This window comes from Anianabacter salinae, assembly GCF_019061145.1.
GTDB classification, from domain to species: Bacteria; Pseudomonadota; Alphaproteobacteria; order Rhodobacterales; family Rhodobacteraceae; genus Anianibacter; species Anianibacter salinarum.
Genome location: NZ_JAHQZS010000002.1, coordinates 124,290 through 147,627, shown reverse-complemented (window position 1 = coordinate 147,627; position 23,338 = coordinate 124,290). Strand labels below are relative to the sequence as shown.

The following is a 23,338-nucleotide window of genomic DNA, read 5'->3' as shown; positions in this document are numbered from 1 at the left end:
GGCGGTCTCCTCCCCCGGTGTCCGGTCTATCCCTGCAGGGCCTCCCACATGTCCTTGTCGCGCTGCGCCGTCCAGATGCGCGGCGTGTCGATGTCGCGGGCCTCGTCATAGGCGCGGGCGACGTTGAAGGGCAGGCAATGCTCGTAGATTGCATAGTCCTTGAACTTCGGATCGCATTCGGCGCGCACCGCGTCCCAGGCGTCTTTCAGGCTGCCGCCCGCCAGCGCGACCCGCGCGGCCGGGCGATAGGTCGAGCGGACGAAATCCGTCGTGGCGTCAAGCGCGGCATTCACCATGTCGCGGCCCACAAGCGCATCCCCCCGCCCCGGCGCGATGGCATCCAGATCGAAGCGGCGGATCGCCTCGACGGTGCGGGGCCAGTCGTGGAAATGCCCGTCGCCGCAATAGCAGGCCGAGTGGTATTCGACGATATCGCCGGTGAACATGACGTTCTGGTCCGGCACATAGATCACCGCATCGCCCGCCGTATGGGCGCGGCCAAGCTGCATGATATCGACGCGGCGATTGCCAAGGTAGACCGACATGCGGTCGTTGAAGGTCGTCGTCGGCCAGGTCAGGCCGGGAATATCCTCGTGCCCCTGGAACAGGCGGGGAAAGCGCTGGAATTCGCTGTCCCAGTCTTCCTGCCCGCGCTCGACCACCATCGCGCGCGCCTTTTCGGACATGATGACCTCCGGCGCGCCAAAGGCCGACGCCCCCAGCACGCGGACGGCGTGGTAATGCGTGAGCACGAGGTGCGTGATCGGCTTGTCGGTGACGGACCGCACGCAGTCGATGACCTTGTTCGCAAGGCGCGGCGTTGCCTGCGCCTCGACGATCATCACGCTGTCATCGCCGATGATGACGCCGGAATTGGGATCACCCTGCGCGGTGAAGGCATAGAGCCCCTCGCCCACCTCGGTGAAGCTGATTTCCTTGTCGTCCATGTCTCCGGCAGAGGCGAAGGCCTTGGCCATTGGGAATCTCCCTTGAGTCTTGTGTGCAGGTCCGGGCGCTTACGCCCAGTCGGGTTTCTGTTGGGCGGGGCGGACGGTGCCGCTGCAGGCGCCAAAGCCGACGCGGTATCCGTCGCCTTTCGCCGCGCCGCGCAAGGTGATCGTGTCGCCATCCTCGATGAAGCTGCGGGTGACGCCGCCGTCCAGCGCCAGCGGCTCTTTCCCGCCCCAGCTGAGTTCCAGAAGGCTGCCGCGTTCCGGCTTGGTCGAGCCGGATATCGTGCCCGACCCCAGCAGATCGCCCACATTCATCGGGCAACCCGACGAAGTGTGGTGCGCAAGCTGTTGGGCGGATGAATAATACATCTCGGCATAGTTCGTGCGTGTGATCGTGGTCGCGGTGCCGCCCTCGGGGGCCAGATCGACCTCGAGCGCGATGTCGTAGAGCATCGGCCCCGGCTGGCGCAGGTAGGGCAGAAGCTGAACGTCGCGTTCCGGCGTGTCGACGCGGAAAGCGTTCAATGCGGCGGCGGTGACGATCCACGGGCTGATCGTGGTCGCCGTGGCCTTGGCCTGAAACGGCCCAAGCGGCTGGTATTCCCACGCCTGAATATCGCGCGCCGACCAGTCGTTCAGCAGGACATAGCCAAAGATCATCCGGTCCGCCTCGGCCACGCTGACCATGCCGTCCGACGGCTGGCCGACGATCGCGCCCATCTCAAGCTCGAAATCGAACCGCTTGCAGGGCGCGAAGACGGGCGCATCCGCATCGGGCGCCTTCAGTTGCCCCCAGGGCCGCTGCACGTCGGTGCCCGACACCACCACGGACGACGCGCGCCCGTTATAGCCGATGGGAATGTGCAGCCAGTTCGGCGGCAAGGCGTTCTCGGCGCCCCGGAACATCGTTCCGACATTCGTGGCATGGTGCCGCCCCGCGTAGAAATCGGTGTACTCGGCAACGGCGAGTGGCATCAACATCTGCACCTCGGCCTGTGGCACAAGGAACGGCTCGACCGCCGCGCGGTCGGGCGATCCTTCCGCCAGAAGCGCGGTCAGCCGGTCACGGAAGGCCGCCCAGGCATCGGGGCCAAGCTCCATGAAGGCGTTCCAGTGCGGCACGTCGAAGACGGTCGTGTGCCGCACGGGGTAGATCACCTCGGCCTCCTCGGCGGCGGTCACGTCAAGGATCATGTCGCCGATGGCGACGCCGCATCGCCCTTCGGCCCCGTCGCGGGTGAACACGCCGTAGGGCAGGTTGTTGAGCGGAAAGTCGGTGTCGGGCGAATTGGCGCTCTCGACCCAGCTGCGCATCAGCGGCATGTGGCGATCCTTCTTCGTTGTCGTTCAGCGGGCGGCGGGACACGTCCCGCCCTACGGCCACCGCAAGGTGGGGGTCGCCCCTTCGTTCCTACTTGGTGCCCGGCGTTCCGTCGAATTTCTTCTCGAGGCTGTCCCAGCAGTCGATGTAATTGTCCTGCAGCGGGGCCTCCTTGGCGGCGAAGGCGGTCAGGTGCTGCGGAAAGCGTGTCTCGAACATGAAGGACATGGTGTTGTCCAGCTTGTGCGCCTTGAGGTCCGCGTTCGATGCGCCCTCGAACGCCTCGCGGTCGGGACCGTGCGGCAGCATCATGTTGTGCAGGCTGATCCCGCCCGGCACGAAGCCCTGCGGCTTGGCGTCATACTGGCCATAGATGTTGCCCATCAGCTCTGACATGATGTTCTTGTGGTACCACGGCGGGCGGAAGGTGTGTTCTGCCACCATCCAGCGTTCGCGGAACAGCACGAAGTCGATGTTCGCGGTGCCCTCTTGTCCAGAAGGCGCGGTCAGCACCGTGAAAATCGACGGATCGGGATGATCGAACAGGATCGCGCCGACTGGGGAATAGGTCCGCAGATCATACTTGTAGGCGCAGTAGTTGCCGTGCCACGCCACCACGTCGAGCGGCGAATGGCCAATCCAGCTTTCATGGAACTGGCCGCACCACTTGATGACGACACGGCTGCGCGTCTCGCGGTCCTCGAAGGCGGCAACCGGGCACTTGAAATCGCGCGGGTTGGCAAGGCAGTTGGCACCGATCGGGCCACGGCTCGGCAGGTCGAACTTCTGTCCGTAATTCTCGCAGACAAAGCCGCGGCACGGGCCTTCCAGCACCTCGACGCGGTAGACCAGCCCGCGCGGCAGGATCGCGATTTCCTTCGGCTCAAGGTCGATCACGCCAAGCTCGGTGCAAAACCGCAGCTTGCCCTCTTGCGGCACCACCAGAAGCTCGCTGTCGGCGGAAAAGAAGTATTCGTCCTGCATCGAGGTGTTCACGAGGTAGACGTGGCTGGCCATGCCGACTTGCGTGTTCACGTCGCCCGCCGTCGTGACCGTGCGCATTCCGGTAATCCAGGTCAGGGCGTCGCCGGAATGCGGCACCGGATCCCAGCGGTATTGACCAAGCGAGATGACGTCGGGGTCGATGTTGGGCGCCGAGGCCCAATAGGGCACGTCGATCTTCTGGAACCGGCCGACATGATGCACCGAAGGGCGAATGCGGTAGCACCAGGTGCGTTCGTTCTGGCCGCGCGGCGCGGTAAAGGCTGTGCCCGACAGCTGTTCGGCATAAAGCCCGTATTCGCATTTCTGCGGGCTGTTCTGGCCCTGCGGCAGCGCGCCCGGCAGCGCCTCGGTCTCGAAGTCATTGCCGAAGCCGGGCATGTAGCCGTCATGCGTGCCGGTGGTGCCAGCGGCACGGACCATGCCTTGGGCAAGCTCGTGGCGGGTCATGCGCATCCTCCTCGCATCTCGATTCGAGCGGTATCGAATTGATGTGCATTATTCGTTGCATTTGCAACGAAGTCAACCGCGCGGCGTCGAGGGGGCGCGCCCCGAAATCCACTGGCAAGGGATGAAGCGGCCCGCGCTACTCGGCGGGTTGCGCGCCGGGAACGACACGCCGCACAACCATGCGCGGATCGATTGCCCGCGCTCCGGCCCGGCGCAGACGCAGTGCATTTGCGACGACCAGCACGCTGGACGCCGCCATGGCCCCCGCCGCAAGGATCGGCGACAGCAGCACGCCAAAGAACGGATACAGCACCCCCGCCGCCACCGGGATCAGCGCGACGTTGTAGCCGAACGCCCAGAACAGGTTGGTGCGGATGTTGCCCATGGTGCGGTGGCTGAGGTCTACCGCCGTCACCACGCCCTGCGGATCGCCAGAGACAAGCACCACGTCCGCCGCCTCGATGGCGATGTCGGTGCCGGTGCCGATGGCGATGCCAACATCCGCCTCGGCCAGCGCGGGGGCATCGTTGATGCCGTCCCCGACGAAGGCGATCTTGCGCCCGTCGCCGCGCAAATGCTGGATCGCGTCGACCTTGCCGCCCGGCAGCACGCCCGCGACCACGGTGTCGATCCCTGCGCGGAACGCGACGGTGCGGGCGGCAGCCTCGCTGTCGCCGGTAATCAGCGCAACCTCGACACCGCGCGCCTTGAGCCCGGCAATCGCCTCCGCGACGCCGTCCTTCAGCGGATCGGCCACCGACAGAAGCGCCACCGCCTCGCCGTTGCGGGCGACATACAGCACGGTCTGCCCGTCACTCTCGGCGCCCCGCGCGGCGTTGGTGAAGCGGTCGATGTCGATGCCCTCGCGGTCCATCAGCCGCGCGGCGCCGATGAGGAAGGCATGACCCTCGACCCGCCCCGACAGGCCATAACCGGGGATCGCCTCGACCATCTCGGGGCGGGGCACGGACAGTTGCCGCGTTTCGGCGGCACGCAGGATCGCATAGGCGATAGGATGCTCTGACTGCCCTTCTATCGCCGCGATGTGGCGCATCAGCGTGTTGGCATCGCCGCCCGCCGTGACGAAATCGTTCAACTCGGGGCGGCCTTCGGTCAGGGTGCCGGTCTTGTCGAAGGCCACCACCTTGACCTCGTCCAGCGCCTGAAGCGCGTCGCCCCGCCGGAACAGCACGCCAAGCTCGGCCGCGCGCCCGGTGCCGACCATGATCGAGGTCGGCGTGGCAAGTCCCATGGCGCAGGGGCAGGCGATGATAAGCACCGAGACACCAGCGACAAGCGCGGCAGACCCGGACGGACCGAACGCCAGCCAGACCAGCACCGTAAGCGCCGCGATGGCCAGAACGGCCGGAACGAACCACAACGTGATGCGGTCGACGATGGACTGGATCGGCAGCTTGGCGCCCTGCGCGCCTTCGACCATGCGCACGATGCGGGCAAGGGTGCTGTCGGCGCCTACATGGGTCGCGCGCATCCGGAAGGCCCCGGTGCCGTTCACCGTGCCGCCCGTCACCGCGTCGCCGACATGCTTTTCGACCGGCAGCGGCTCGCCGGTCATCATCGCTTCGTCGACATAGCTGGCCCCCTCGGTGATCGCGCCATCGACCGGAATACGCTCGCCCGGACGGACGAGCAGGATGTCCCCGGCGACGATGCTCTCGACGGCGGTGGCGACGGGGATGCCATCCCTCTCGACAAGGGCGGTGTCCGGCTGCAACCCGATCAGGGCCGAAATCGCAGAGCCCGCCTGCCCCTTGGCGCGCGCCTCCATCCAGCGCCCCGCGAGGATCAGCGTGACGATGACCGCCGCCGCCTCGAAATAGACCGCGCGCGAGGCTTCGGGCAGCAGCGCGGGCGCGAAGGTGGCGATAGTGGAATAGACCCAGGCCGCGCCCGCGCCGATGGCGACAAGTGCATCCATGTCGGGCGCCAGACGCGCCAGCGCCCGCGTGCCGCGCTGCAGGAACACGCGCCCCGGACCCAGCAAAACAGCCGTCGCAAAGGCGAATTGCAGCGCGCGGCTGGTGTCATGCCCGATGGTGTTGCCGATCAGGGCGTGAAAGCCGGGAATCCAGTGTCCGCCCATCTCGAGGATGACCACCGGCAGCGCCAGCGCCGCGGCGATCAGCGTCAGGCGGCGATAGCTTGCGATCTCTTGCGCCGACCGGGCGCCGGGATCGGGCGCCGCGTCCTGCCCGCTGAGGCTTGCAGCATATCCTGTCCGGTCCTGCACCGCCCGCACCAGCGCGGCGGCGTCCACAGCCCCCGCAAGCATGGTCACGGTGGCGCGGCCCGTCGTCAGGTTCACGCCCGCGTCCAACACGCCGCGCGCGTCCCGCAGCGCCGCCTCGACCCGGCCCACGCAGGACGCGCAGTGCATGCCTTCGATGTCCAGTACCGCGCTGGTCGTCTCGGCGGGATAGCCGACCTCGTCCAGCGCCTGAACAAGGGCGGCGGTCTCGACCGGGCCGGTCACGTCCAGTGTCCCGGTGGCAAGATTGACATGCGCGGTCTCGACACCGCCCAGCCGCGCCACGGCACGCTCCACGCGGCCAACGCAGCCCGCGCAGTGCATTCCTGTCAGATGAAGACGAAGCGAGGAATCAGACATGTTCATACCCTACCCCGTCAGGTAGGGCGTTACGGTCCGGCAGGGAAGGTTGATGTTCGGAAATCTTTGCTCAGGCGAAGCGGATCGTGACATTCCCAAAACGCCCGAAGTCCGCATCGATGTCCGCGCCCTGCGGCGCCTCGATCGGGCGGATAAAGCTGCCGGACAAGACCACCTGCCCCGCCTCGATCCCGTCGCCGTACTGCGCCAGCCTGCGCACCAGCCAGACGATCCCCGTCGCCGGATCGTCCAGCACGCCCGCGCCAAGACCGGTTTCCTCGACCACGCCGCCGCGCTTCACGATGGCGCCCATCCAGCGCATGTCGGTCGCCGCCGGATCGAAACGTCCGTCGCCCAGTACGATCCCTGCGTTTGCCGCGTTGTCGCTGATCGTGTCGGTGATCCTGCGGGCCACGCCGGTGCCGGGATCGGCGCGCAAGATGCGCGTATCGAGGATTTCGAGGCTGGGCGCGATGTAGTCTGTCGCGGCCAGCACATCCTCGCGCGTCACGTCCGCGCCTTTCAGCGGCGCCTTCATCACGAAGGCAATCTCGGCTTCGACACGCGGCTGGATGAACCGCCCCGCCGGAACCGTGTCGCCGCTGCGGAACAGCATGTCGTCGAACAAGACGCCCGAGTCAGGCGTGTCGATCTTCAGCGCGTCCTGCATCGCGCGGCTGGTCAGGCCGATTTTCCAGCCGATGACCTTGCGCCCGGCGATCAGACGGCGGCGCACGAACTCGGCCTGCACGGCATAGGCATCGTCCAGCGTCATTCCCGGGCATTTCACCGACAAGAGCCCGATCTGCCTGCGCGTCTGCTCGGCCTCGAACAGGGCTGCGCCTGCGGCGGCGTGTTCCTCGGGCGTCATTCGTCCGTCACCCCGTTCACAAGGCGGCCTATCCCGTCCGCTTCGACGACGATCTCGTCGCCGGGAACCAGCCACACCGGCGGGTCGAACCTTGCACCTGCGCCCGTCGGCGTGCCGGTCAGGATGACGTCACCCGGCACCAGCGTCGTGAAGGTCGAGATGTAGTGGATCAGGTAGGGCACCGGGAAGATCATCCGCCCGGTGCGGTCGTCCTGACGCACCTTGCCGTTCACGCGGGTCGTCAGGCGGATGTCGGCGAGTTGCTCGGGCCCCTCGAGCGGCACCAGCCACGGACCGATGGCGCCGCTGGCGTCCCAGTTCTTGCCTTGCGTCACGTTGAACTTGGCGTGGCGCACCCAGTCGCGGATCGTGCCCTCGTTCGCCAGCGTCATGGCCGCGACATGGCGCCAGGCGTCGGCCTCGGCGATGCGGCGCCCGGGTCTGCCGATGACGATGGCGATCTCGCCCTCGTAATCCAGTTTTTCGCTTTCGGGCGGGCGGATCAGCGGCTGGCCGTGCCCCACGAAGGAGCGCGCAAAGCGGATGAACAGCGACGGGTTCGGCGGCGCCTCTTGCCCGTCCTTGTACTCGGCGTTCCGGTCCGGATAGTTGACGCCGACACAGATGATCTTCTCGGGGTCCGGCACCGGAATATCCCAGTCGAACGTCCCGGCGGGATGGGTCACATCGCCGTTGCGTGCCGCTTCAAGAACAATACTCAACGCCTTGTTCTCGATGACATTTCGAAGCGTCCGCCATTGCGGGAACTCCTGGCTTAGCGCGATCATGCCTTCATTGGTCGCCACGCCCCAGAAGGCGCGCCCGGCAGAGGTGAAACTCGCCAGCCCGTTCATGGTCCCGGTCATGGCGCCACGATCGGCTGGGCGTCCAGCTCTGGCGCGCGGGTGTCTATGCCTTCGAACAGCGTGCCTTCCTCGAACCAGGATCGCGGCGCGGGCGCGCCCCAAAGCGTCTGGCGCTGCGGGTCCTTGAGATCCCAGTGGATCGGCTCGTGATCGGGATCGACGGTCTGGTAGTCCGAGCAGTATATCTCGATCCGGTGTCCGTCTGGATCGCGTATGTACAAGAAAAAGGCGTTCGATATGCCGTGCCGCCCCGGCCCACGTTCGATATGTGAAACATATCCCGTCGTCGCCATCAGGTCGAGCAGGTCGATGATGTTCAGCGGCGTCGGCACCCAGAACGCGACATGGTGCAGGCGCGGGCCATGGCCATTGGTGAAGGCCATGTCATGCACGCCGCCCTTGCGGTGCATCCACGCCGCCCAAAGCCGCTTGCTGTCCTTGTCCTCGGTATACTCGGTGACGCGAAACCCCATCTCGTTCCAGAAGCCGACGCTGTCGTCGACATTGGGCGAGAAGCAGTTGAAATGGTCGATCCGCAGCGGTTTCACGCCCCTGTACAGCTTGTAGTGCTGGTGGATCGGCTCCAGCCGGTCCATCCGGGCGTAGAACTCGATGGGCAGGCCGTGCGGATCGCTGCTGCGCAGGGTGCGGCCCTGCCAACGGCGGTCCACCCACTCGGTCGGCCGGCCCTTGTCGGCGAACCAAGCCTCCGCGAGATCAAGGTCCGCCTCGGACCAGACCTTGAACACCACGGCTTGTGCGCTTGGAGCCTCGGCGCGGCGCAGGATCAGGCAGTGGTGCCCCCGTTCCTCCATCGCGCGCAGGGTCAGCGTGTCGTCGTCCTGATGCGTCACCTGCAGGCCCAGCGTGTCGGCATAGAACGCGCGGCTCGCCTCCAGATCGGTGACGGCAAGATCGACATGGGACAATCGCACCACGTTGAAGGGCGGCGTCAGGTTATGTGCTGGAACGGGCATCTGTGTTCTCCCTCTCGATCGGCGCTCGCGCGTCAGCCTCCGAGTTTCGGTATCTTGTGGGCGGTCGTGGCAAAGGCCACGTTCCTGGCTTCCATGTAGAAATCGAAGGACCAGTCGCCGCCATCGCGGCCGATGCCGCTGGACTTCATGCCGCCGAAGGGCGCGGGCAGATGGCGCAGGTTCTCCGAATTCACCCAGATCATCCCGGCGTCCATGGCTTGCGTGAACCGCATCGCGCGGGTCACGTCGGCGGTCCAGACATAGCCCGCGAGGCCGTAGTCGACGCTGTTGGCGATCTCCAGAGCCTTTTCCTCGGTGTCGAAAGGGATCGCGGTCAGGACCGGGCCGAAGATTTCCTCTTGCGCGATGCGCATGTCGTTGGTGGCATGGGTGAACAGCGTCGGCTTGACCCAGCACCCCGTATCGCCCCAGCGCGCGCCGCCGGTGGCGATGGTCGCGCCGTCCGCCTTGGCGATGTCGAAGTAGGACAGCACCTTGTCCAGATGCCCCGGCGCGATCAGCGGGCCGATCGTCGTCTGCGGATCAAGCGGGTGGCCAATACGGATATTCTCTGCTTTCTCAACCACTTTTGCGGTAAAGCTGTCGTAGATTGACGCCTCGACCAGCAGCCGCGACGACGAAGTGCAGCGCTCGCCGTTCAGCGAGTAGATCATGAACACGGCCGCATCTGCGGCGCGGTCAAGATCGGCGTCGGCGAAGACCACCACCGGGTTCTTGCCGCCCAGTTCCAGATGCGTGCGCTTGAGCGTCGAGGCGCCTTGCCGCAGGATGTGCTGGCCGGTTGTGGATTCCCCGATGAAGGCGATGGCCTTGATCGCCGGGTGCTCGCACAGCGCGCGGCCCGCCGTCTCGCCAAAGCCATTGACGGTGTTCCAGACCCCGGCAGGCAGACCCGCGCTTTCGGCGATTTCCACGAGAAGACGAGCGGTTAGCGGTGACAGTTCAGCCGGTTTGTGAACCACGGTGCAGCCCGCCGCCAGCGCCGGGGCGATCTTCCACGTCGACAGCATGAACGGCGTGTTCCACGGCGTGATGATCCCCACGGGGCCGATGGGCGTGCGCGAGGTGATGTTGATCTGGCCGGGGCCATACAGCGACTGGCCGTCCTGCGCCTCGGGCGCGCGGTCGGCGTAGAAGCGGAAATTGTCGGCGCCGCGGATCGCGGCCTTGGACATGAAACGCAGCGCCTGCCCGGTGTCGAGGCATTCGGTAAAGGCGATCTCTTCGGCGCGCGCCTCGATGGCGTCGGCGATGGCGTGCAGCAGGTCGCGGCGCTTGGCCCCCGCCATGTCGCGCCAGCCCGGAAACGCCGCCTTGGCGGCCTGCGCGGCAGCATCGATGTCGGCGGCGTCGCCCTCGGCCACCTGCGCCAGTTCGGCCATGTCCACCGGCGAGACGGTGGCGAAGGTCTTGCCCGACGCGGCAGGCATTGCCTTGCCGCCGATGTGGTTCAGGCAGCCATCGGACCAGCGGGTCATGTAGCCCTTCGCAGTCGCCAGATTGTCGTCGAGCGTCGCCATCCTGCCCTCCCAGACTAATTGCTTAACCTGTTAAGTAATATCGTCCCCGCCGTCAATACCGTTCTTCGCAAGCACCGGGTCCGCCTCGACCACGTCTTGCAGGTCCACCAGAAGATCGAGCAGCGTCTCCATCCTGCCCGCGCCGAACACCGTTTCGATCCGGTCATAGACGGCGCGCGACTGAACGGCGGCGCTGTCATAAAGCGCGCGGCCTTCGGTCGTCAGCCGCACGCGGCGGCGGCGCGCATCCTGGTCGGCGGCAGGCTCGACCAGCCCCCGGTCGGTCATCGCCCTTAGGATGCGACTGAGCGATGGCGGCAAGAGCACGCAGCGCTCGGCCAGTTCGGTCGGGGTCAGCGCCGCGCCTTCGGCCAGCGCGCGGATCACCCGCCATTGCTGGACGGTCAGGCCGTGGGCGTCCAGATGCGCCCGGAACGGCCGCAGCGTCGCCTCGCGCGCCCGCAAAAGCGCGATGGGCAGAGCACGGTCGTAGCTTCTCATGTCGCGACGGCGGCGTGCACGGTGTTCCAGCCCTTGCGCGAGAACCGCGCGTCGATCTCGACCAGTTCCAGCGACAGCATGAACGTGCCCGTGACCTGCGGCTCCAGATACGTCCGCGCGGCGGCGTAAAGCGTGTCGGCGGCGCCCTCGCGCACTTCGGGGTCACGTCCCTGCCCCATGCGCAAGACCATGTCGAGGAAATGGTGGCCATTGCCGTCCGCCACCGCCATCACGTCGGCCTCGAACCCGCGCACGCGGATGCCGCCCAGGGGGAACACGCCCGTGTCCAGCATCGCGTCGCGCATGTGCCGCGCAAAGCCATCAAGATCGGCGATCTCGCCCAGCCCGGTGGAATACTCGAAACTCAGATGCGGCATGGCAGGCTCCCTTTGGCGGCACCATAGGGCACACCGCCGTCACTCGCCAAGACGGTGCGACCAGGGCCTTGCGTGGGTCGCGGTGCGCGCGCGCATCTGGCGTTCTCGGTCCCGCTCCAGCCGCGCCCGGCGGCGGAACATCCAGCCGCCAAAGCGCTCCGGGCGTTCGCGAATGTCCTTGCGCCGCGCTGCCCGCATGCGCCAGTCGCCCCAGACATTCACCAGATGCAGCGCCAGAACGGCAACGATCATCCCGAACAGCACCATCGCGATCGGCCGCTCGATCAAGTCCCAAAGCGTATCCACCCGGTTCATCGAGGACCGCAGCTTGACCTCCATGATGTTGCCCAGAACCATGCCAAGGATGATCGGGACCACCGGCAGCTTCAGCCGCTTGAGGACAAAGCCGATCAGGCCGAAGGCGGCGGCAAGGATGCAGTCCGTCGCCGAATTGCGCAGCGAATACACCCCGACGAAGGACAGAACGAGGATCGCCGCGCCAAGGAACCGGTTGGGGACGTTCACCACCTTGATCAACTGCCGGGTCGAGACCAGCAGGAACACGATGACAAGGACGTTCAGGATCAACAGCGCCAGATACAGCGCGACGACGAAATCCATCTGGTACAGGAACAGCCCCGGCCCCGGCACCACGTTGTGCACGTAGAACACCGACAGCATCATCGCCGTCAGCGCCTCGCCGGGGATGCCAAGCGCCAGAAGCGGCACCATCGCGGCGGCGGGCACCGCGTTGTTCGCCGTCTCGGACGCGATCAGACCCTCGCTTGATCCGTGGCCGAAATCGCCAGGCCGCTTCGAGGTCTTCTGCGCGTAGGTGTAGCTGAGGAACTGCGCGGTGAACTCGCCCACGCCGGGGATCATCCCCATCACCACGCCGCAGCTTGCCGACACCGACGCAAGGCGCGGATGGCGCGCAAGCTCGCGGAAGCCCTGGAACAACCCGCCGCGCAGCTTGGTCATGCGAGTCTTCTCGTCGATGTCGGTCATGAGCAGGAACGCCTGGCTCAGCGCGAAAAGGCCAAGCACGACGACGATCAGGTCGATCCCGCTGGACAGCCAGCTTTGGTCAAAGGTGTAGCGGCGGGTGTATTCGACCGGCTCGAGCCCGACGGTGTTGAGGAAGATGCCGAAGCTTGCCAGCGCCGCAGCGATCAGCGTCTGGCCCCGGTGCGCGACGACGACAAGGATGATCCCCAGAAGCGCGGCGAGGAATATCTCGCGGCTGCCGAACATCGGCGCGATGCGCGCCAGCACCGGGGCGAACAGGATCAAGCAGATCACGGAAAAGATGCCACCGAAGAAGCTGGCGGAATAGGCAAGGCTCAGCGCGCGCCGCGCCTCGCCCCGCGCGGTCATCGGATAGCCGTCATAGGTCGTCAGCGCGTTGACCGCCGTTCCGGGCGTGTTGATCAGGATCGCCGGGATCGCGCCGCCATACATCGACGAGCCGTAGATCCCAAGAAGGACTGTCAGCCCGACGATTGGGTCAAGTGAGAAAGTGGCGGGCAACAGGATCGCGATGGCGACGGCCGGCCCGACACCCGGAACGGCGCCGATAAGCACGCCGCCGACCGAGCCGACCAGCAGCGCCGCAACGACGTCCCAGCGCGCCAGCACCTCCAGCCCAGAGAGCAAAAGCTCCATCGCTCAGACCTTTCGCATCAGCCCGGCGCCGGTCCGGTCAGGGACCGCAGGTGCCGGATCACGGGAGAATGGTGCCATCGGGGCGCCTAGAAATTGAGGATGAAGAAGGAGCGCAGCGGACCCGGCAGCACCTCGTAGATCATCCCGCCGGGAATTTTCACCGACAGGCCCGCCTTGAACAGCACGACGATGCCGATGCCGAGCGCCACGCTCATCGCCAGCATCCCCGGGCTGCGATAGCCCAGCCGCCACGTCAGCGCCGCAAGGAACCCCACCGTGGCCAGAAGGTAGCCGATCACCGGCACCACCAGGACATAGCACAGGAACCATGCGGCGTATTCCAGCGCCGCCGCCCAGACCCGCGCCTCTGTGCCGTCCATGCGGTGCAGGCGCTTGCGGGGCAGCATGCGCCAGTGCAGCAGCCCAAACACCAGCATCCCGGCGACCGACACACCCGGCCAGAAACCGGGCTGCGCGACCAGCACACGGCCTTCGGCGTGGCTGACCTGCCAGGGAAAGCTGACAGCCAGACCCGCCGCGACGGCGACAAGCACTAGCGCGAAAAGCGGCTGGCCCCGCGTTCTGGCGGCAGAAGCCTGAAGGGGATCGTCGCTCATGTCAGCGGTCCGGACAGGGGGAACGGGCCGGGATGATCCCGGCCCGCGCCAGCATCATTCCAGGGTTTCACCGATGCGCGCAACGGTTTCGATGTCCTGCGCGATCCGCGCGGCAGACTCTTCGGCGTCCTGCCAATAGACCAGCGCGCCGGTCTCTGCGGCGACGTTCTGCGCGCGCTCGCTCATCACCGTCTTCTCGGCGACGGCGACGATCTTGTCGCGCACGTCCTGCGGGGTGTCCTTGTGCACGAACAGGCCGTTCCACAGTGCGATGTTCAGGCTGTCGTCAAGCTCGCCCACGGTCGGCGCGTCGGGCACCAGCGGAATGCGCTCGTCGGTGATCGAGGCCAGCACCTTGACCTGGTCGAGGCAGGGCAGGATCAGCTGCAGCGTGGTGTTGATGACGTCGGCATCACCCGAAGCCAGCGTGTTGCAGTCCAGCGCGTCGAAGGCCGCGTCGGACGAGTATTCAAAGCCAAGGTTCGAGGCGAAGGCCTTTGTCACCTGCGTCGGCGTCAGCACGTCGCCGAAATGGCCAAGCGCCACGTCGTTGTCCTGCGCATGGGCCGCAAGCTCGTCCATGGTCGAATAGGGCGCGTTGCCGCCGGTGGCGATGACGAAGGGATAGGTCAGGAAGATGCCCAGCGGCTCGAACTGCGCAGGCGTCAATTCGGGGATGTCGATGGTGTGGCCGATCACCGGCACGCCGATCACGAAAGACCCGATGGTGTAGCCATCAGCGGGCGCGGTCGCCACCTCGATGGCACCGGGGAACGGGCCGCCGCCGCCGCCGGGCTTGTTCACCACCGCTGCCGAAACGCCGTATTCCGCCTGGAAATCCTCGGCGATCATGCGGGTTAGCACGTCCTCGAGATCGCCGGGCGGCCAGGGCACGATGAACTCCACCGGCTTTTCGGGATAATCGGCAAGGGCCGGACCGGCAAGCGCGGCAAGGCCGAGCGCGATCGCGGTGGTCGCTTTGGGGAAAGGCATGATCAAGAACTCCCTGTTCTCTGGCTTTGATTGGTTCATTATTTGAACCTTTGGTTCTAATTCAGATTGACAGAGCCCGCGTCGATCTGTCAACGAAAAGGTGAACGCGTTAAATGCAGGCGCATCTCCGCGCCCGCCCCGCGCCCTGAACAAGAGGTCCCCCGCCCCATGGGCACCGTCGCCAAGGCCCTGTCTTTGCTTGATCTGTTCACCCTCGCCCGCCCCGAGATCGGGCTGAGCGACCTGGCGCGGCTGTCGGGCATGAACAAGGCAACGGTCTACCGCATGGTGAGCGAATTGCAGGCAGAGGGGCTTTTGGAGCAGACCGGCACGCGCGCCTACCGGATCGGCCCCGCCGTCTTGCGTCTGGCCGCCCTGCGCGAGGCGACGGTGCCGCTGCGCGCCGCCGCGATGCCGCTTCTGCAACGCCTCAGCGACCGCACGGGCGAGACGGTGCACCTGTCCTTCCTCGAGGGCGGCAAGCTGGGCACCTATGCCTTCACCTACGCCGACGCCCACGGCACCAGCGTGCGGATGGAAGACGCCGCCGTCCTGCCGTTCCATGCCACAGCTTCGGGATTGGCCGTGCTGGCCTACCTGCCGCCGGACCGGCGCGAGGCCCTGCTGACGCCGCCGCTTGCCGGGTTCACGGCCGCGACCCAGACCGATGCCGCGCGCATCCGGGCGGCGCTGTCCCAGGTCCGCGCAAGCGGCATCGCGGTGTCCACCGGCGGCTTCGAGGCCGATGTCTCGTCGCTGGCGGTGCCGCTGTTCGCCGCCGATGGCAGTGTGACGGGCGCGCTGGCCGTCGCAACGCCGGTGTCGCGCATGACCGATGCCTTGCGCGCGCGCATCGCGCAGGCGCTGACCGACACGGCCCCGGCGCTTGGCGCGCTCTGGGGCGCTTCCCCCCTCTTGCAAGACACGCCCCCGCCCCCCGTGCCCGAACCCACCGACTGAAAGGCCGCAGAGATGAAAGATTCCAACTTCCTCAAGGAAATGAACGCCCGCCACCTCTGGCATCCGATGGCGCACCCCGCCGACATGCAGGCGCATCCGCCGACGATCATCACCGAGGCGCATGGCGTGCGGATCGTCGATATCGACGGGCACGAGGTTGTCGACGGTGTCGGCGGCCTGTGGAACGTGAACCTCGGCTTTTCCTGCGAGCCGATCATCGCCGCGATCAGCGCGCAGCTGCACCGCCTGCCGTACTATTCCGCCTTTCGCGGCACCACCAACGACGTGCTGATCGAATGCGCCGAGGCGCTGCACGCCTTTTTCGCGCCCGACGGGCTGACGCGGTCGTTCTTCACCTCTGGCGGCGGGGACAGCGTGGAAACCGCGCTGCGGCTGGCGCGGCAGTATCACAAGCTGCGCGGGCAGGAAGGGCGCACCAAGTTCCTGTCGCTGAAAAAGGGCTACCACGGCACCCATTTCGGCGCCGCGTCAGTCAACGGCAACGCCAACTTCCGCACCGCCTATGAGCCACTTCTGCCCGGCTGCTTCCACACGCCCGCGCCCTACACTTACCGCAACCCGTTCAACGAGACCGGACCCGAGAAGCTGGCACAACTGTGCCTGCAGGCCATCGAGGACGAGATCGCGTTCCAGGGCGCCAAGACCATCGCCGCCTTCATCATGGAGCCGGTGCTGGGCGCGGGCGGCGTGATCCCGCCGCACCATTCCTTCATGCCCGGCGTCCGTGACATCTGCGACCGCCACGGCATCCTTCTGATCGCGGACGAGGTCATCACCGCCTTCGGACGCACCGGCGACTGGACCGGCTCGCGCCATTGGGGCGTGAAGCCCGACATGATGACGACCGCCAAGGCGATCACAAACGGCTATTTCCCCTTCGGCGCGGTGATGATCGCCGACAAGGTGGCTGAAGTGTTCGAGAACGACACCACCGGCGCGGCATCCATCGGCCACGGCTATACCTATTCCGGGCACCCGGTCGGCGCGGCGGCTGCGGTCGCCTGCCTTGCCGAAACGGAGCGGCTGGATGTGGCGACGAACGCGGGCGAGCGGGGGCGCCAGCTTTATCAGGGGCTTCAAGCCCTTGCGGCGAAATACGACATCGTCGGCGATGTGCGCGGCGGGCATGGCCTGATGTGCGCGATGGAACTGGTGTCGGACCGCGCCGCCAAGACGCCCATCGACAAGGCCAGCATCGCCGCCTTGCAGGAAGAAACCTACAAGGCGGGGGCCATGGTCCGCGTCTCGGGCAACAACGTCATCATGTCGCCGCCGCTGGTCCTGACCGCCGCCGACGTCGACATCATCCTTGGCGCGCTCGACAAGGGCTTTGCCGCGATCTGATCGCCACGCGGTTTCTTCAATCGGAACAGAGTGATCGGCCTGCCCGTGCTTGCCACGGGCAGGCAAAGCTGTGACAACTTCGGAATGTTCTGCGCCGGTTTGGGGAAATCGGTACGGCAAGGATTTCAAGCACGGCGGTCCTTGGGGGCCGGTCATGTCGCCCGATTTTGCGGGCGAGCTCGGGGATTTCAATGTTCGTCGGTCTCGGCTGGACGCTCGAATTTATCGGATTGATCGGCGCGATCGCCTATCTTGGGGCTTATGCCGCGCTGATGGCAGGGTTCATTCGGGGCGACGGCTATGCCTATGCCGCCTTCAACCTGTGCGCCGCTCTTCTGATCATGGCCAGCCTTCAGAGGGATTTCAACCTCTCGGCCATGGTGGTGCAGGTCAGTTTTGCCGCGATCAGCCTCTACGGCCTTGCCCGGCTCTATCTGGCGAACCGGCGCATCCGCTTTACCGCCGAGGAAACCGCGCTTCTGAACGCGCTGCTGCCGGACCTGCGCAGCGAGCATCAGCGCCGGTTCATGGACCATGGCGCCTGGATCGACGGCGAACCGGGCATGACCCTGACCGAAGAGGGCAAACCGGTCGGCACGCTGTATTTCTTGATGAGCGGTGAGGCCGAGGTGCGCGTGGACACGCGCATCGTTGCCACCATCGACGGCGGCTTTGTCGGCGAGATCGGCGCCCTGCGCGAGGGACCTGCAAGCGCGTCCGTCAACCTGACCCGCCCCGCGCGGCTGTTCGCCATCTCGAGCGCCGCCCTGCGCCGACTGCGGGACAGCGCGTCCGAGATCCGCGGCGCGCTCGATTCGCGCATGACCGAGGATACCGCCCGCAAGCTGATGGCCAGCAATGCGCGCGGCGCGGGGGCCAGCGAGATTTGACCAACGCCGCAGCCCTTGCGGCCAACCCGAAAGGGTCGGCCCATCCCGCACGCTCGGCCGCGGTCGGCATGATCGTCGGCTTCGACCTTGTTGGGCGCGCCGTCGCGATGGCGACGGTGATCTTTGCCGGAACGCTGGCGGCGGGGGCCGCAGCGGGCACCATGCTGATGGTGATGGCCAGCCTGCTGGCCACGGTCTCGATGGTTGCGACCGGGCGCAGCAACTGGCCGGTGATCGGCGCGGTGCAGCAAGCGCCCTTTGCGGTGTTGCTGCCGTTCTTCTTTGCGCTCTCCGCGCTGCCCGCCACGCCCGAGGCGACCTTCACGGCGAATGCCACTGCCTTCGCGCTTCTGGGCCTGACCTCGGTCCTGACGGGCGTCGCGATGCTGGCTCTGGCCTATCTGCGGCTTGACCGGATGATCCGGCTGATGCCCTATCCGGTGTCGGCGGGGTTCCTGGCGGCAACCGGCGCGCTGTTGATGCTGGCGGCGATCATCGGGGCCTTGCCCGCAGCCGACAGGAACCTTGCCGCGCTGGTAAGCGTGTCCCCCAGCACCCATTCCCCGCTGTTCCTGACGCTTGGCTTCGGGCTGGTCCTCGGGCTCGCCTACCGACTGCTCAGGGAGCGCGGGTTGGTGTTCGCCATCATCGGCGGCATTGCCCTGTTCTACACCGTCCTGTCGGCCAAGGGCATCGACCTGCCCGAGGCGCGCGCGCTTGGCCTCTTGCCTTACAGCCCCCAGGGCATCAGCGCGGTTGCCCCGTCGCCCGCGATGCTGGCCGCCATCGACTGGGATTTCGTCCGCGCCGCACTTCCCAACATCCTTGCCGCGGCGATGATCTCTGTGCTGGGACTGGCGCTGAACCTGACCGGGATCGAGCTTGCGCTGCGGCGTGACCTTGACACCGCGCGCACCCTCAAGGTTTCCGGCGTGACCAACATTGCCCTTGGCGCCGTGGGCGGCACCATCGGCTATCCGTCCTCGACCACCACGATCACCGCGCAGGATATGGGCGCGAACCACAAGGCGCTGGCCTTCGGGGTCATCGGGATGCTGACGGTGGGGTTCTTCCTGGTCGGCGACATCATCGCCTTCGTGCCCGGCTTTCTGTCGAGCGGCCTGCTGCTGTATATCGGCGCGGGCATCCTGGCGCGCTGGTTCGTCTGGCAGCGTCCGCGCCAGACCTTGCCCGACTGGCTGCTCGCGGGCGCCATCGTCCTGATCTCGGTGCTGTTCGGCGTGCTGGAGGCCATCGCTGTCGGCGTTCTTGCCGCGTCGATGATCTTTGCCTTCAGCTACGGGCGACTGCCGGTCGTGACGCAGATCAGCGATCTGTCGGCCCGCCGCAGCGCGGTCGATCGCGGTCCTGCCGAAACCCGCCGCCTCGACCGTCAGGCCGGACAGGTCGTGACCCTGCGCCTGGACGGGTTCCTGTTCTTCGGCTCGACCGAACAGCTGGTCGCCGAGATCCGCACCCTGCTGGCCACGCGGCACGATGTCCGCATCGTCATCCTGGATTTCCAGCGGGTGCGCGGCGTCGACTCGGCCGCTCTTGCCGCGCTTGGCAAGGTCGAGCATCTGGCAGAGGCGCGCGGCGCGCAGGTCGTGATCGCCGCCGCCCGGCCCGAAGTCGCCGAGGCGCTGGACCGGCAGGGTCTTGCCCTGCCCGGCACTCCGGCGCTTGTCCGCGCGGGCACCGCAGACGAGGCGCTGGCCAGCGCAGAAGAGCGCATCCTTGCCACGCCGCCCCAGGCAGACGAGGAGACCGCGCAAAGCGCGCTGACCGCGATCCTCGGCGATGCCGCCATCACGGACGCGCTGATGGCGCTGATGACCCGGCGCAGCATCCGCGCCGGAGACCGCATCATCACCCACGGCCAGACCACCGGAGAGATCTATCTGATCGACGAGGGGCGCCTTGGCATCTATGCCCCGCTGGCCGATGGCAAGATGTTGCGCGTGCGCTCGCTTCGTGCCGGGGCGCTGGTGGGCGAGATCGCCAGCTATACGGGGCTTGCCCGCACCGCCGATGTCGTCGCCGAGGTGGACAGCACGGTGTATGTCGTTGATCCCGCAGAACTGGAATCCGCGATGGCGGGTACACCCGAACTGGCGGCGTGGCACAAGCTCATTGCGATCACACTCGCCGAGAAGCTGAGCAGAACCACACTCATGTTGCGCGATCTGGCTTGACGCAGGGCGCGGCGGACGGGCACATGGAACGGCGCGGCGGGCGAAGCGCTGCCATGAGCAGAGACCTCGAAAGGGTCCCATGACCAACGAGACCTATTATCTGGCGCTGACGGCCGCGCTTCTTATCAAGCATTTCCTGGCGGACTATCAGTTCCAGACCCTCTATATGGTCCAGAACAAGGGGCGCTACGGGCATCCCGGCGGCATCCAGCACGCCGGTGTTCATGCCGCCATGTCGCTGCCGATCCTCGTGGTCGCCGGGTTTGCGCCGCTGCTGTCCCTTGCGATCTGCGTGGGCGAATTCGTGATCCATTATCACGTCGACTTCATGAAGGAAGTCGTCAGCAAGCGGCTTGGCCTGACCATTCAGGACAAGGCCTACTGGTCGCTGTTCGGGCTCGATCAGCTGGCGCACCAGCTGACCTATGTGTTGATGATCGGCGTCGCGCTGGCGTTCTAGGCGACGTTGGCCTGAGCCACGGCGACCGAAATATCCTCGTCCACCGCGATCCGCGCGATGATCTCGGACATGCCGCCGGTGGTCTGGACAAGGTCATAGACATTGTAGCCCGCAGGGTCGTCCCCCTCGGCCCCGCGCACGAAGCCAAGCCCGTCCTCGTTCTGCAAGGTGATGCTGTCGCCCGCCTGTTCGGATTGCGGCTGGTCGGGGTCGCCCTTGATCCGCAGCGCCCGAATTCCCGCCTCCAGCGCCTCGAAAAGCCCGTCTTCGCTGTCCGAATCCGACACGCAGAAGACATCCGCCGCCGAAAGCGTAAGGTCGTCCGTCTCGCCGTTTTGAAGGTCGAGCGGCCCGCTGCCAAGCAGTGTTTCCGCGCCGAACGTCTCGATCAGGTCGGATGAAAAGAAGGCGCCGGCCGCGGAATCGCTACCCGCAACAGTAACGGTCGCCGTAGCGGTGTCGAAACCTCCGTTCCCGTCCGAGATGCGGTAGGTGAAGGTATCGGTCAGGGTCTGACCGGCCTCGAGGTCCACGCACAGTGTCGCGGAATCGTAGACGACTTGTCCCCCGACGATGGACACGCGCGCGCCATTCGCGCTGAAGGCCGAGACAGAGGCAAGAGACAGCGTGTCCCCTTCGACATCCGTTGCACCGGCAAGGAACTTGGATGCGTCGAAGCTGCGCGACGACCCTTCGCCGACCCCGCCCTCGACGCTTACCGAGTAGACGCGAAGCACGCTCCCGATCACGAGCCCGCCGGTCGAATCTTGCGAGCCGACTTCGTACACCAATTCATAGGTGCCGCCTTCGGCGATGGTGCCGTTGAACGTCTCGATGCCTTGCGTGGTCCCAAGCGCGGCAGAGTCTGTGAACAACTCGGTCACGAACGCGTCGGTCTCGGCGTCGCGCAAGTAGACGCGCATCCGGCCCGCATCGCGGTCGCCTGATCCGCCGGTGGCGTCAAGCTGATAGACGATCGAAATCGCCTCTCCATCCGCGACGGTAAATCCCGAACTGACCAGAAGCGGGCCGTATCCTGTGGACTGCGAAGACACCGAACCGCCAATCGTCAGGGAGGCCGCTGTGATATCGTCCCCCGCAGGCGCGGCGTTGCCAAGCGCCGTCACGCTGCCGTTCAGGTTGGCTGTCGACGTGCTGCTGCTGGAAGTCGCCCCCTCGACCCGAAACGTGTTCTCGACGCTCCAGCCCTGAAGGCCATCGTCGAACCCTGCATTCTCGATCGCGTCCCCTGTGGGGGTCAGCGTCACATCCTGCGCCACAGGCGCGTCGTTGACCCCGGCTACGGTGAACGTCACCGTGCGCGTGTCGGTCAACTCGCCGTCGCTGACGGTGTAGGTAAAGCTGTCGGTGCCCTGGAAGTCGGCATTCGGCGTATAGGTGAACGCGCCGTTGGACTGCAGCACGACAAGACCGCTGGCAGCGCCCTGCGCCAGCGCAAAGGACAGCGCATCACCGTCCGCGTCGGTCGCGGCTAGCTGCCCTCGCGCGGTCGTGTCCTCGTTCATCGCAAGGACAAAGTCGGTGCCAACGGGTGCATCGTTCACGTTGATGACGGTGTCGCCGCCCTGCCCGCCATCGCTGTCGTCATCGCCGCCGCCGTCGTTCAGATCATCGGCGGGCGGCGGGGGCGGCGGGGGCGGCTCGCCGATATCCTCGATCGGGGGCGGCGTCGCGGGCCCGTCTCCTGCGTTGCCATCCAGCGTGATGAAGGTGCCAGATTGCCCGAACCGCTGGGTCGCAAGCTGGAAGGCAGTCAGCGCCTCGGACAGCAGGTCGGCATCATTCGCCAGATCGCCGGGATCGCGCGCGATCTCTCGGGTTTCGCCCTCGATCGGTGAGACGACCCAAGCCGTATCTGTCGCGGTGATCGTGGCAATGAGATTGCCGTCGAGATCGCGCAATTCGATCGACCCGACACCGCCATCGGGGTCGGTGTTCAGCGACACCATGACCTCGGTCACGCCGTTGACGGTTTGAATATCGACCTTCACGGTGGTGCCGCGGATGCCCATGGTGGCGGTGGGAGTGTTGACCTCCATCCCGCCGGTCTTGGCCGCCTGCCCCGCGATAAAGACGAAGCTGCCCTCGATCAGGTTGAACACGCCCGAATTGTCGCTGCCGTCGGGATCGTAGATCAATTCGTCCAGCAGCATCCGCGAGCCCGAGGCCAGCGAGAAGATCGTGCCATCGACAAAGGTGATCGCGACGGTCGCGCCGTTTCCGGTCTGCACCACGTCATTCTCGTAGACCAGCGTGCCAAGCGACAGGTTCTCGACCGTGCCATCGGCGCGTTGCACGGAGCCGTCGCCATTGATCGTCTCGACCTGTCCGATGGGGTTGGCACCCTGAATAGCCCCGGCCTGCGCATACTGGCCCGGCGCCTCGGGGCCCGCCAGCCGTTCGACCACAGGACCGCGCAGCACCGCGCCATCGCTTGTCACCAGATCGGCAGGTTCCGGCGCCGAGAAATAGCCGACGATGCGGATGTCCGAATGACCGGGATTTTCAAGCACAAGATCCGGGCCGTCGCGGGTGAACGCGGCCCGAAACAGAAGACTGGCTTCCGGCACGGTGACGCCTTCGGCATTGGCCATCAGCACAATGTCGACAGGTCCCGCCCCCGGGTTGATGAATGTCTTCATGATGAGATCAGCTTTCCCCAGCAATCTGGCAACATTACCGCA

General features: G+C 66.3%; 19 protein-coding genes. 5 read left to right on the top strand and 14 right to left on the bottom strand.

Features of this window, described 5'->3' with window-relative positions:
• Positions 1–26: 26 nt before the first annotated feature.
• The 13 genes from KTJ87_RS05290 to KTJ87_RS05230 form a co-directional block, all read right to left on the bottom strand.
• Positions 27–977, bottom strand: coding sequence for an MBL fold metallo-hydrolase (locus KTJ87_RS05290; protein ID WP_267138055.1), 951 nt, complete (start codon positions 975–977; stop codon positions 27–29).
• Positions 978–1,016: 39 nt separating this feature from the next.
• Positions 1,017–2,276, bottom strand: a complete 1,260-nt coding sequence (fahA, locus tag KTJ87_RS05285; protein ID WP_267138054.1) for a fumarylacetoacetase — start codon at positions 2,274–2,276, stop codon at positions 1,017–1,019.
• Positions 2,277–2,364: 88 nt separating this feature from the next.
• Positions 2,365–3,726 carry a homogentisate 1,2-dioxygenase gene (gene hmgA, locus KTJ87_RS05280; RefSeq protein WP_267138053.1) on the bottom strand — a complete coding sequence of 454 codons (1,362 nt, stop codon included), beginning with the start codon at positions 3,724–3,726 and terminating at the stop codon, positions 2,365–2,367.
• Between the two features lie 136 nt (positions 3,727–3,862).
• Positions 3,863–6,355 (bottom strand): heavy metal translocating P-type ATPase, encoded by a 2,493-nt coding sequence (locus KTJ87_RS05275; RefSeq protein WP_267138052.1) that lies wholly within the window; start codon positions 6,353–6,355, stop codon positions 3,863–3,865.
• A gap of 70 nt (positions 6,356–6,425) precedes the next feature.
• Complete coding sequence (gene hpaH, locus KTJ87_RS05270; RefSeq protein ID WP_267138051.1) at positions 6,426–7,226, bottom strand: 2-oxo-hept-4-ene-1,7-dioate hydratase; 801 nt, start codon at positions 7,224–7,226, stop codon at positions 6,426–6,428.
• A complete protein-coding gene (locus tag KTJ87_RS05265) occupies positions 7,223–8,092 on the bottom strand; it encodes a fumarylacetoacetate hydrolase family protein (RefSeq protein ID WP_267138050.1) in 870 nt (289 codons plus the stop codon). Before KTJ87_RS05265 ends, hpaH begins: the two co-directional genes overlap by 4 nt.
• Complete coding sequence (gene hpaD / locus KTJ87_RS05260; protein ID WP_267138049.1) at positions 8,089–9,069, bottom strand: 3,4-dihydroxyphenylacetate 2,3-dioxygenase; 981 nt, start codon at positions 9,067–9,069, stop codon at positions 8,089–8,091. The genes KTJ87_RS05265 and hpaD overlap by 4 nt, the downstream gene beginning before the upstream one ends.
• 32 nt (positions 9,070–9,101) lie before the next feature.
• Complete coding sequence (hpaE, locus tag KTJ87_RS05255) at positions 9,102–10,610, bottom strand: 5-carboxymethyl-2-hydroxymuconate semialdehyde dehydrogenase (RefSeq protein WP_267138048.1); 1,509 nt, start codon at positions 10,608–10,610, stop codon at positions 9,102–9,104.
• A gap of 30 nt (positions 10,611–10,640) precedes the next feature.
• Entirely contained in the window at positions 10,641–11,111 is a 471-nt protein-coding gene (hpaR, locus tag KTJ87_RS05250) for a homoprotocatechuate degradation operon regulator HpaR (protein ID WP_267138047.1), read from the bottom strand.
• The gene (locus KTJ87_RS05245; protein ID WP_267138046.1) at positions 11,108–11,488 is read right to left on the bottom strand and encodes a 5-carboxymethyl-2-hydroxymuconate isomerase; all 381 of its coding nucleotides are present in this window, start codon (positions 11,486–11,488) and stop codon (positions 11,108–11,110) included. Before KTJ87_RS05245 ends, hpaR begins: the two co-directional genes overlap by 4 nt.
• Before the next feature lie 39 nt (positions 11,489–11,527).
• Positions 11,528–13,153, bottom strand: a complete 1,626-nt coding sequence (locus KTJ87_RS05240) for a tripartite tricarboxylate transporter permease (protein WP_267138045.1) — start codon at positions 13,151–13,153, stop codon at positions 11,528–11,530.
• An 86-nt stretch (positions 13,154–13,239) separates the two neighbouring features.
• Positions 13,240–13,770: a tripartite tricarboxylate transporter TctB family protein gene (locus tag KTJ87_RS05235; protein WP_267138044.1), complete on the bottom strand. Its 531-nt coding sequence runs from the start codon at positions 13,768–13,770 to the stop codon at positions 13,240–13,242.
• Positions 13,771–13,824: 54 nt separating this feature from the next.
• Positions 13,825–14,763 (bottom strand): tripartite tricarboxylate transporter substrate binding protein, encoded by a 939-nt coding sequence (locus KTJ87_RS05230; protein ID WP_267138043.1) that lies wholly within the window; start codon positions 14,761–14,763, stop codon positions 13,825–13,827.
• Between the two features lie 168 nt (positions 14,764–14,931).
• On the opposite strand from KTJ87_RS05230, the gene KTJ87_RS05225 reads away from it, so the two are divergent.
• The 5 genes from KTJ87_RS05225 (at position 14,932) to KTJ87_RS05205 (ending at position 20,633) form a co-directional block, all read left to right on the top strand.
• Entirely contained in the window at positions 14,932–15,723 is a 792-nt protein-coding gene (locus tag KTJ87_RS05225) for an IclR family transcriptional regulator (protein ID WP_267138042.1), read from the top strand.
• A gap of 12 nt (positions 15,724–15,735) precedes the next feature.
• Positions 15,736–17,088, top strand: a complete 1,353-nt coding sequence (locus tag KTJ87_RS05220) for an aminotransferase class III-fold pyridoxal phosphate-dependent enzyme (RefSeq protein ID WP_267138041.1) — start codon at positions 15,736–15,738, stop codon at positions 17,086–17,088.
• Positions 17,089–17,279: 191 nt separating this feature from the next.
• A complete protein-coding gene (locus tag KTJ87_RS05215; protein WP_267138040.1) occupies positions 17,280–17,978 on the top strand; it encodes a CBU_0592 family membrane protein in 699 nt (232 codons plus the stop codon).
• Positions 17,975–20,173 (top strand): cyclic nucleotide-binding domain-containing protein, encoded by a 2,199-nt coding sequence (locus KTJ87_RS05210; RefSeq protein ID WP_267138039.1) that lies wholly within the window; start codon positions 17,975–17,977, stop codon positions 20,171–20,173. Before KTJ87_RS05215 ends, KTJ87_RS05210 begins: the two co-directional genes overlap by 4 nt.
• 79 nt (positions 20,174–20,252) lie before the next feature.
• Complete coding sequence (locus KTJ87_RS05205) at positions 20,253–20,633, top strand: DUF3307 domain-containing protein (RefSeq protein ID WP_267138038.1); 381 nt, start codon at positions 20,253–20,255, stop codon at positions 20,631–20,633.
• On the opposite strand, the gene KTJ87_RS05200 is transcribed toward KTJ87_RS05205, so the two are convergent.
• On the bottom strand, positions 20,630–23,296 hold the full coding sequence (locus tag KTJ87_RS05200; RefSeq protein ID WP_267138037.1) for an Ig-like domain-containing protein: 2,667 nt from the start codon (positions 23,294–23,296) through the stop codon (positions 20,630–20,632). The two genes, KTJ87_RS05205 and KTJ87_RS05200, sit on opposite strands and share 4 nt — an antisense overlap.
• Positions 23,297–23,338: the final 42 nt, after the last annotated feature.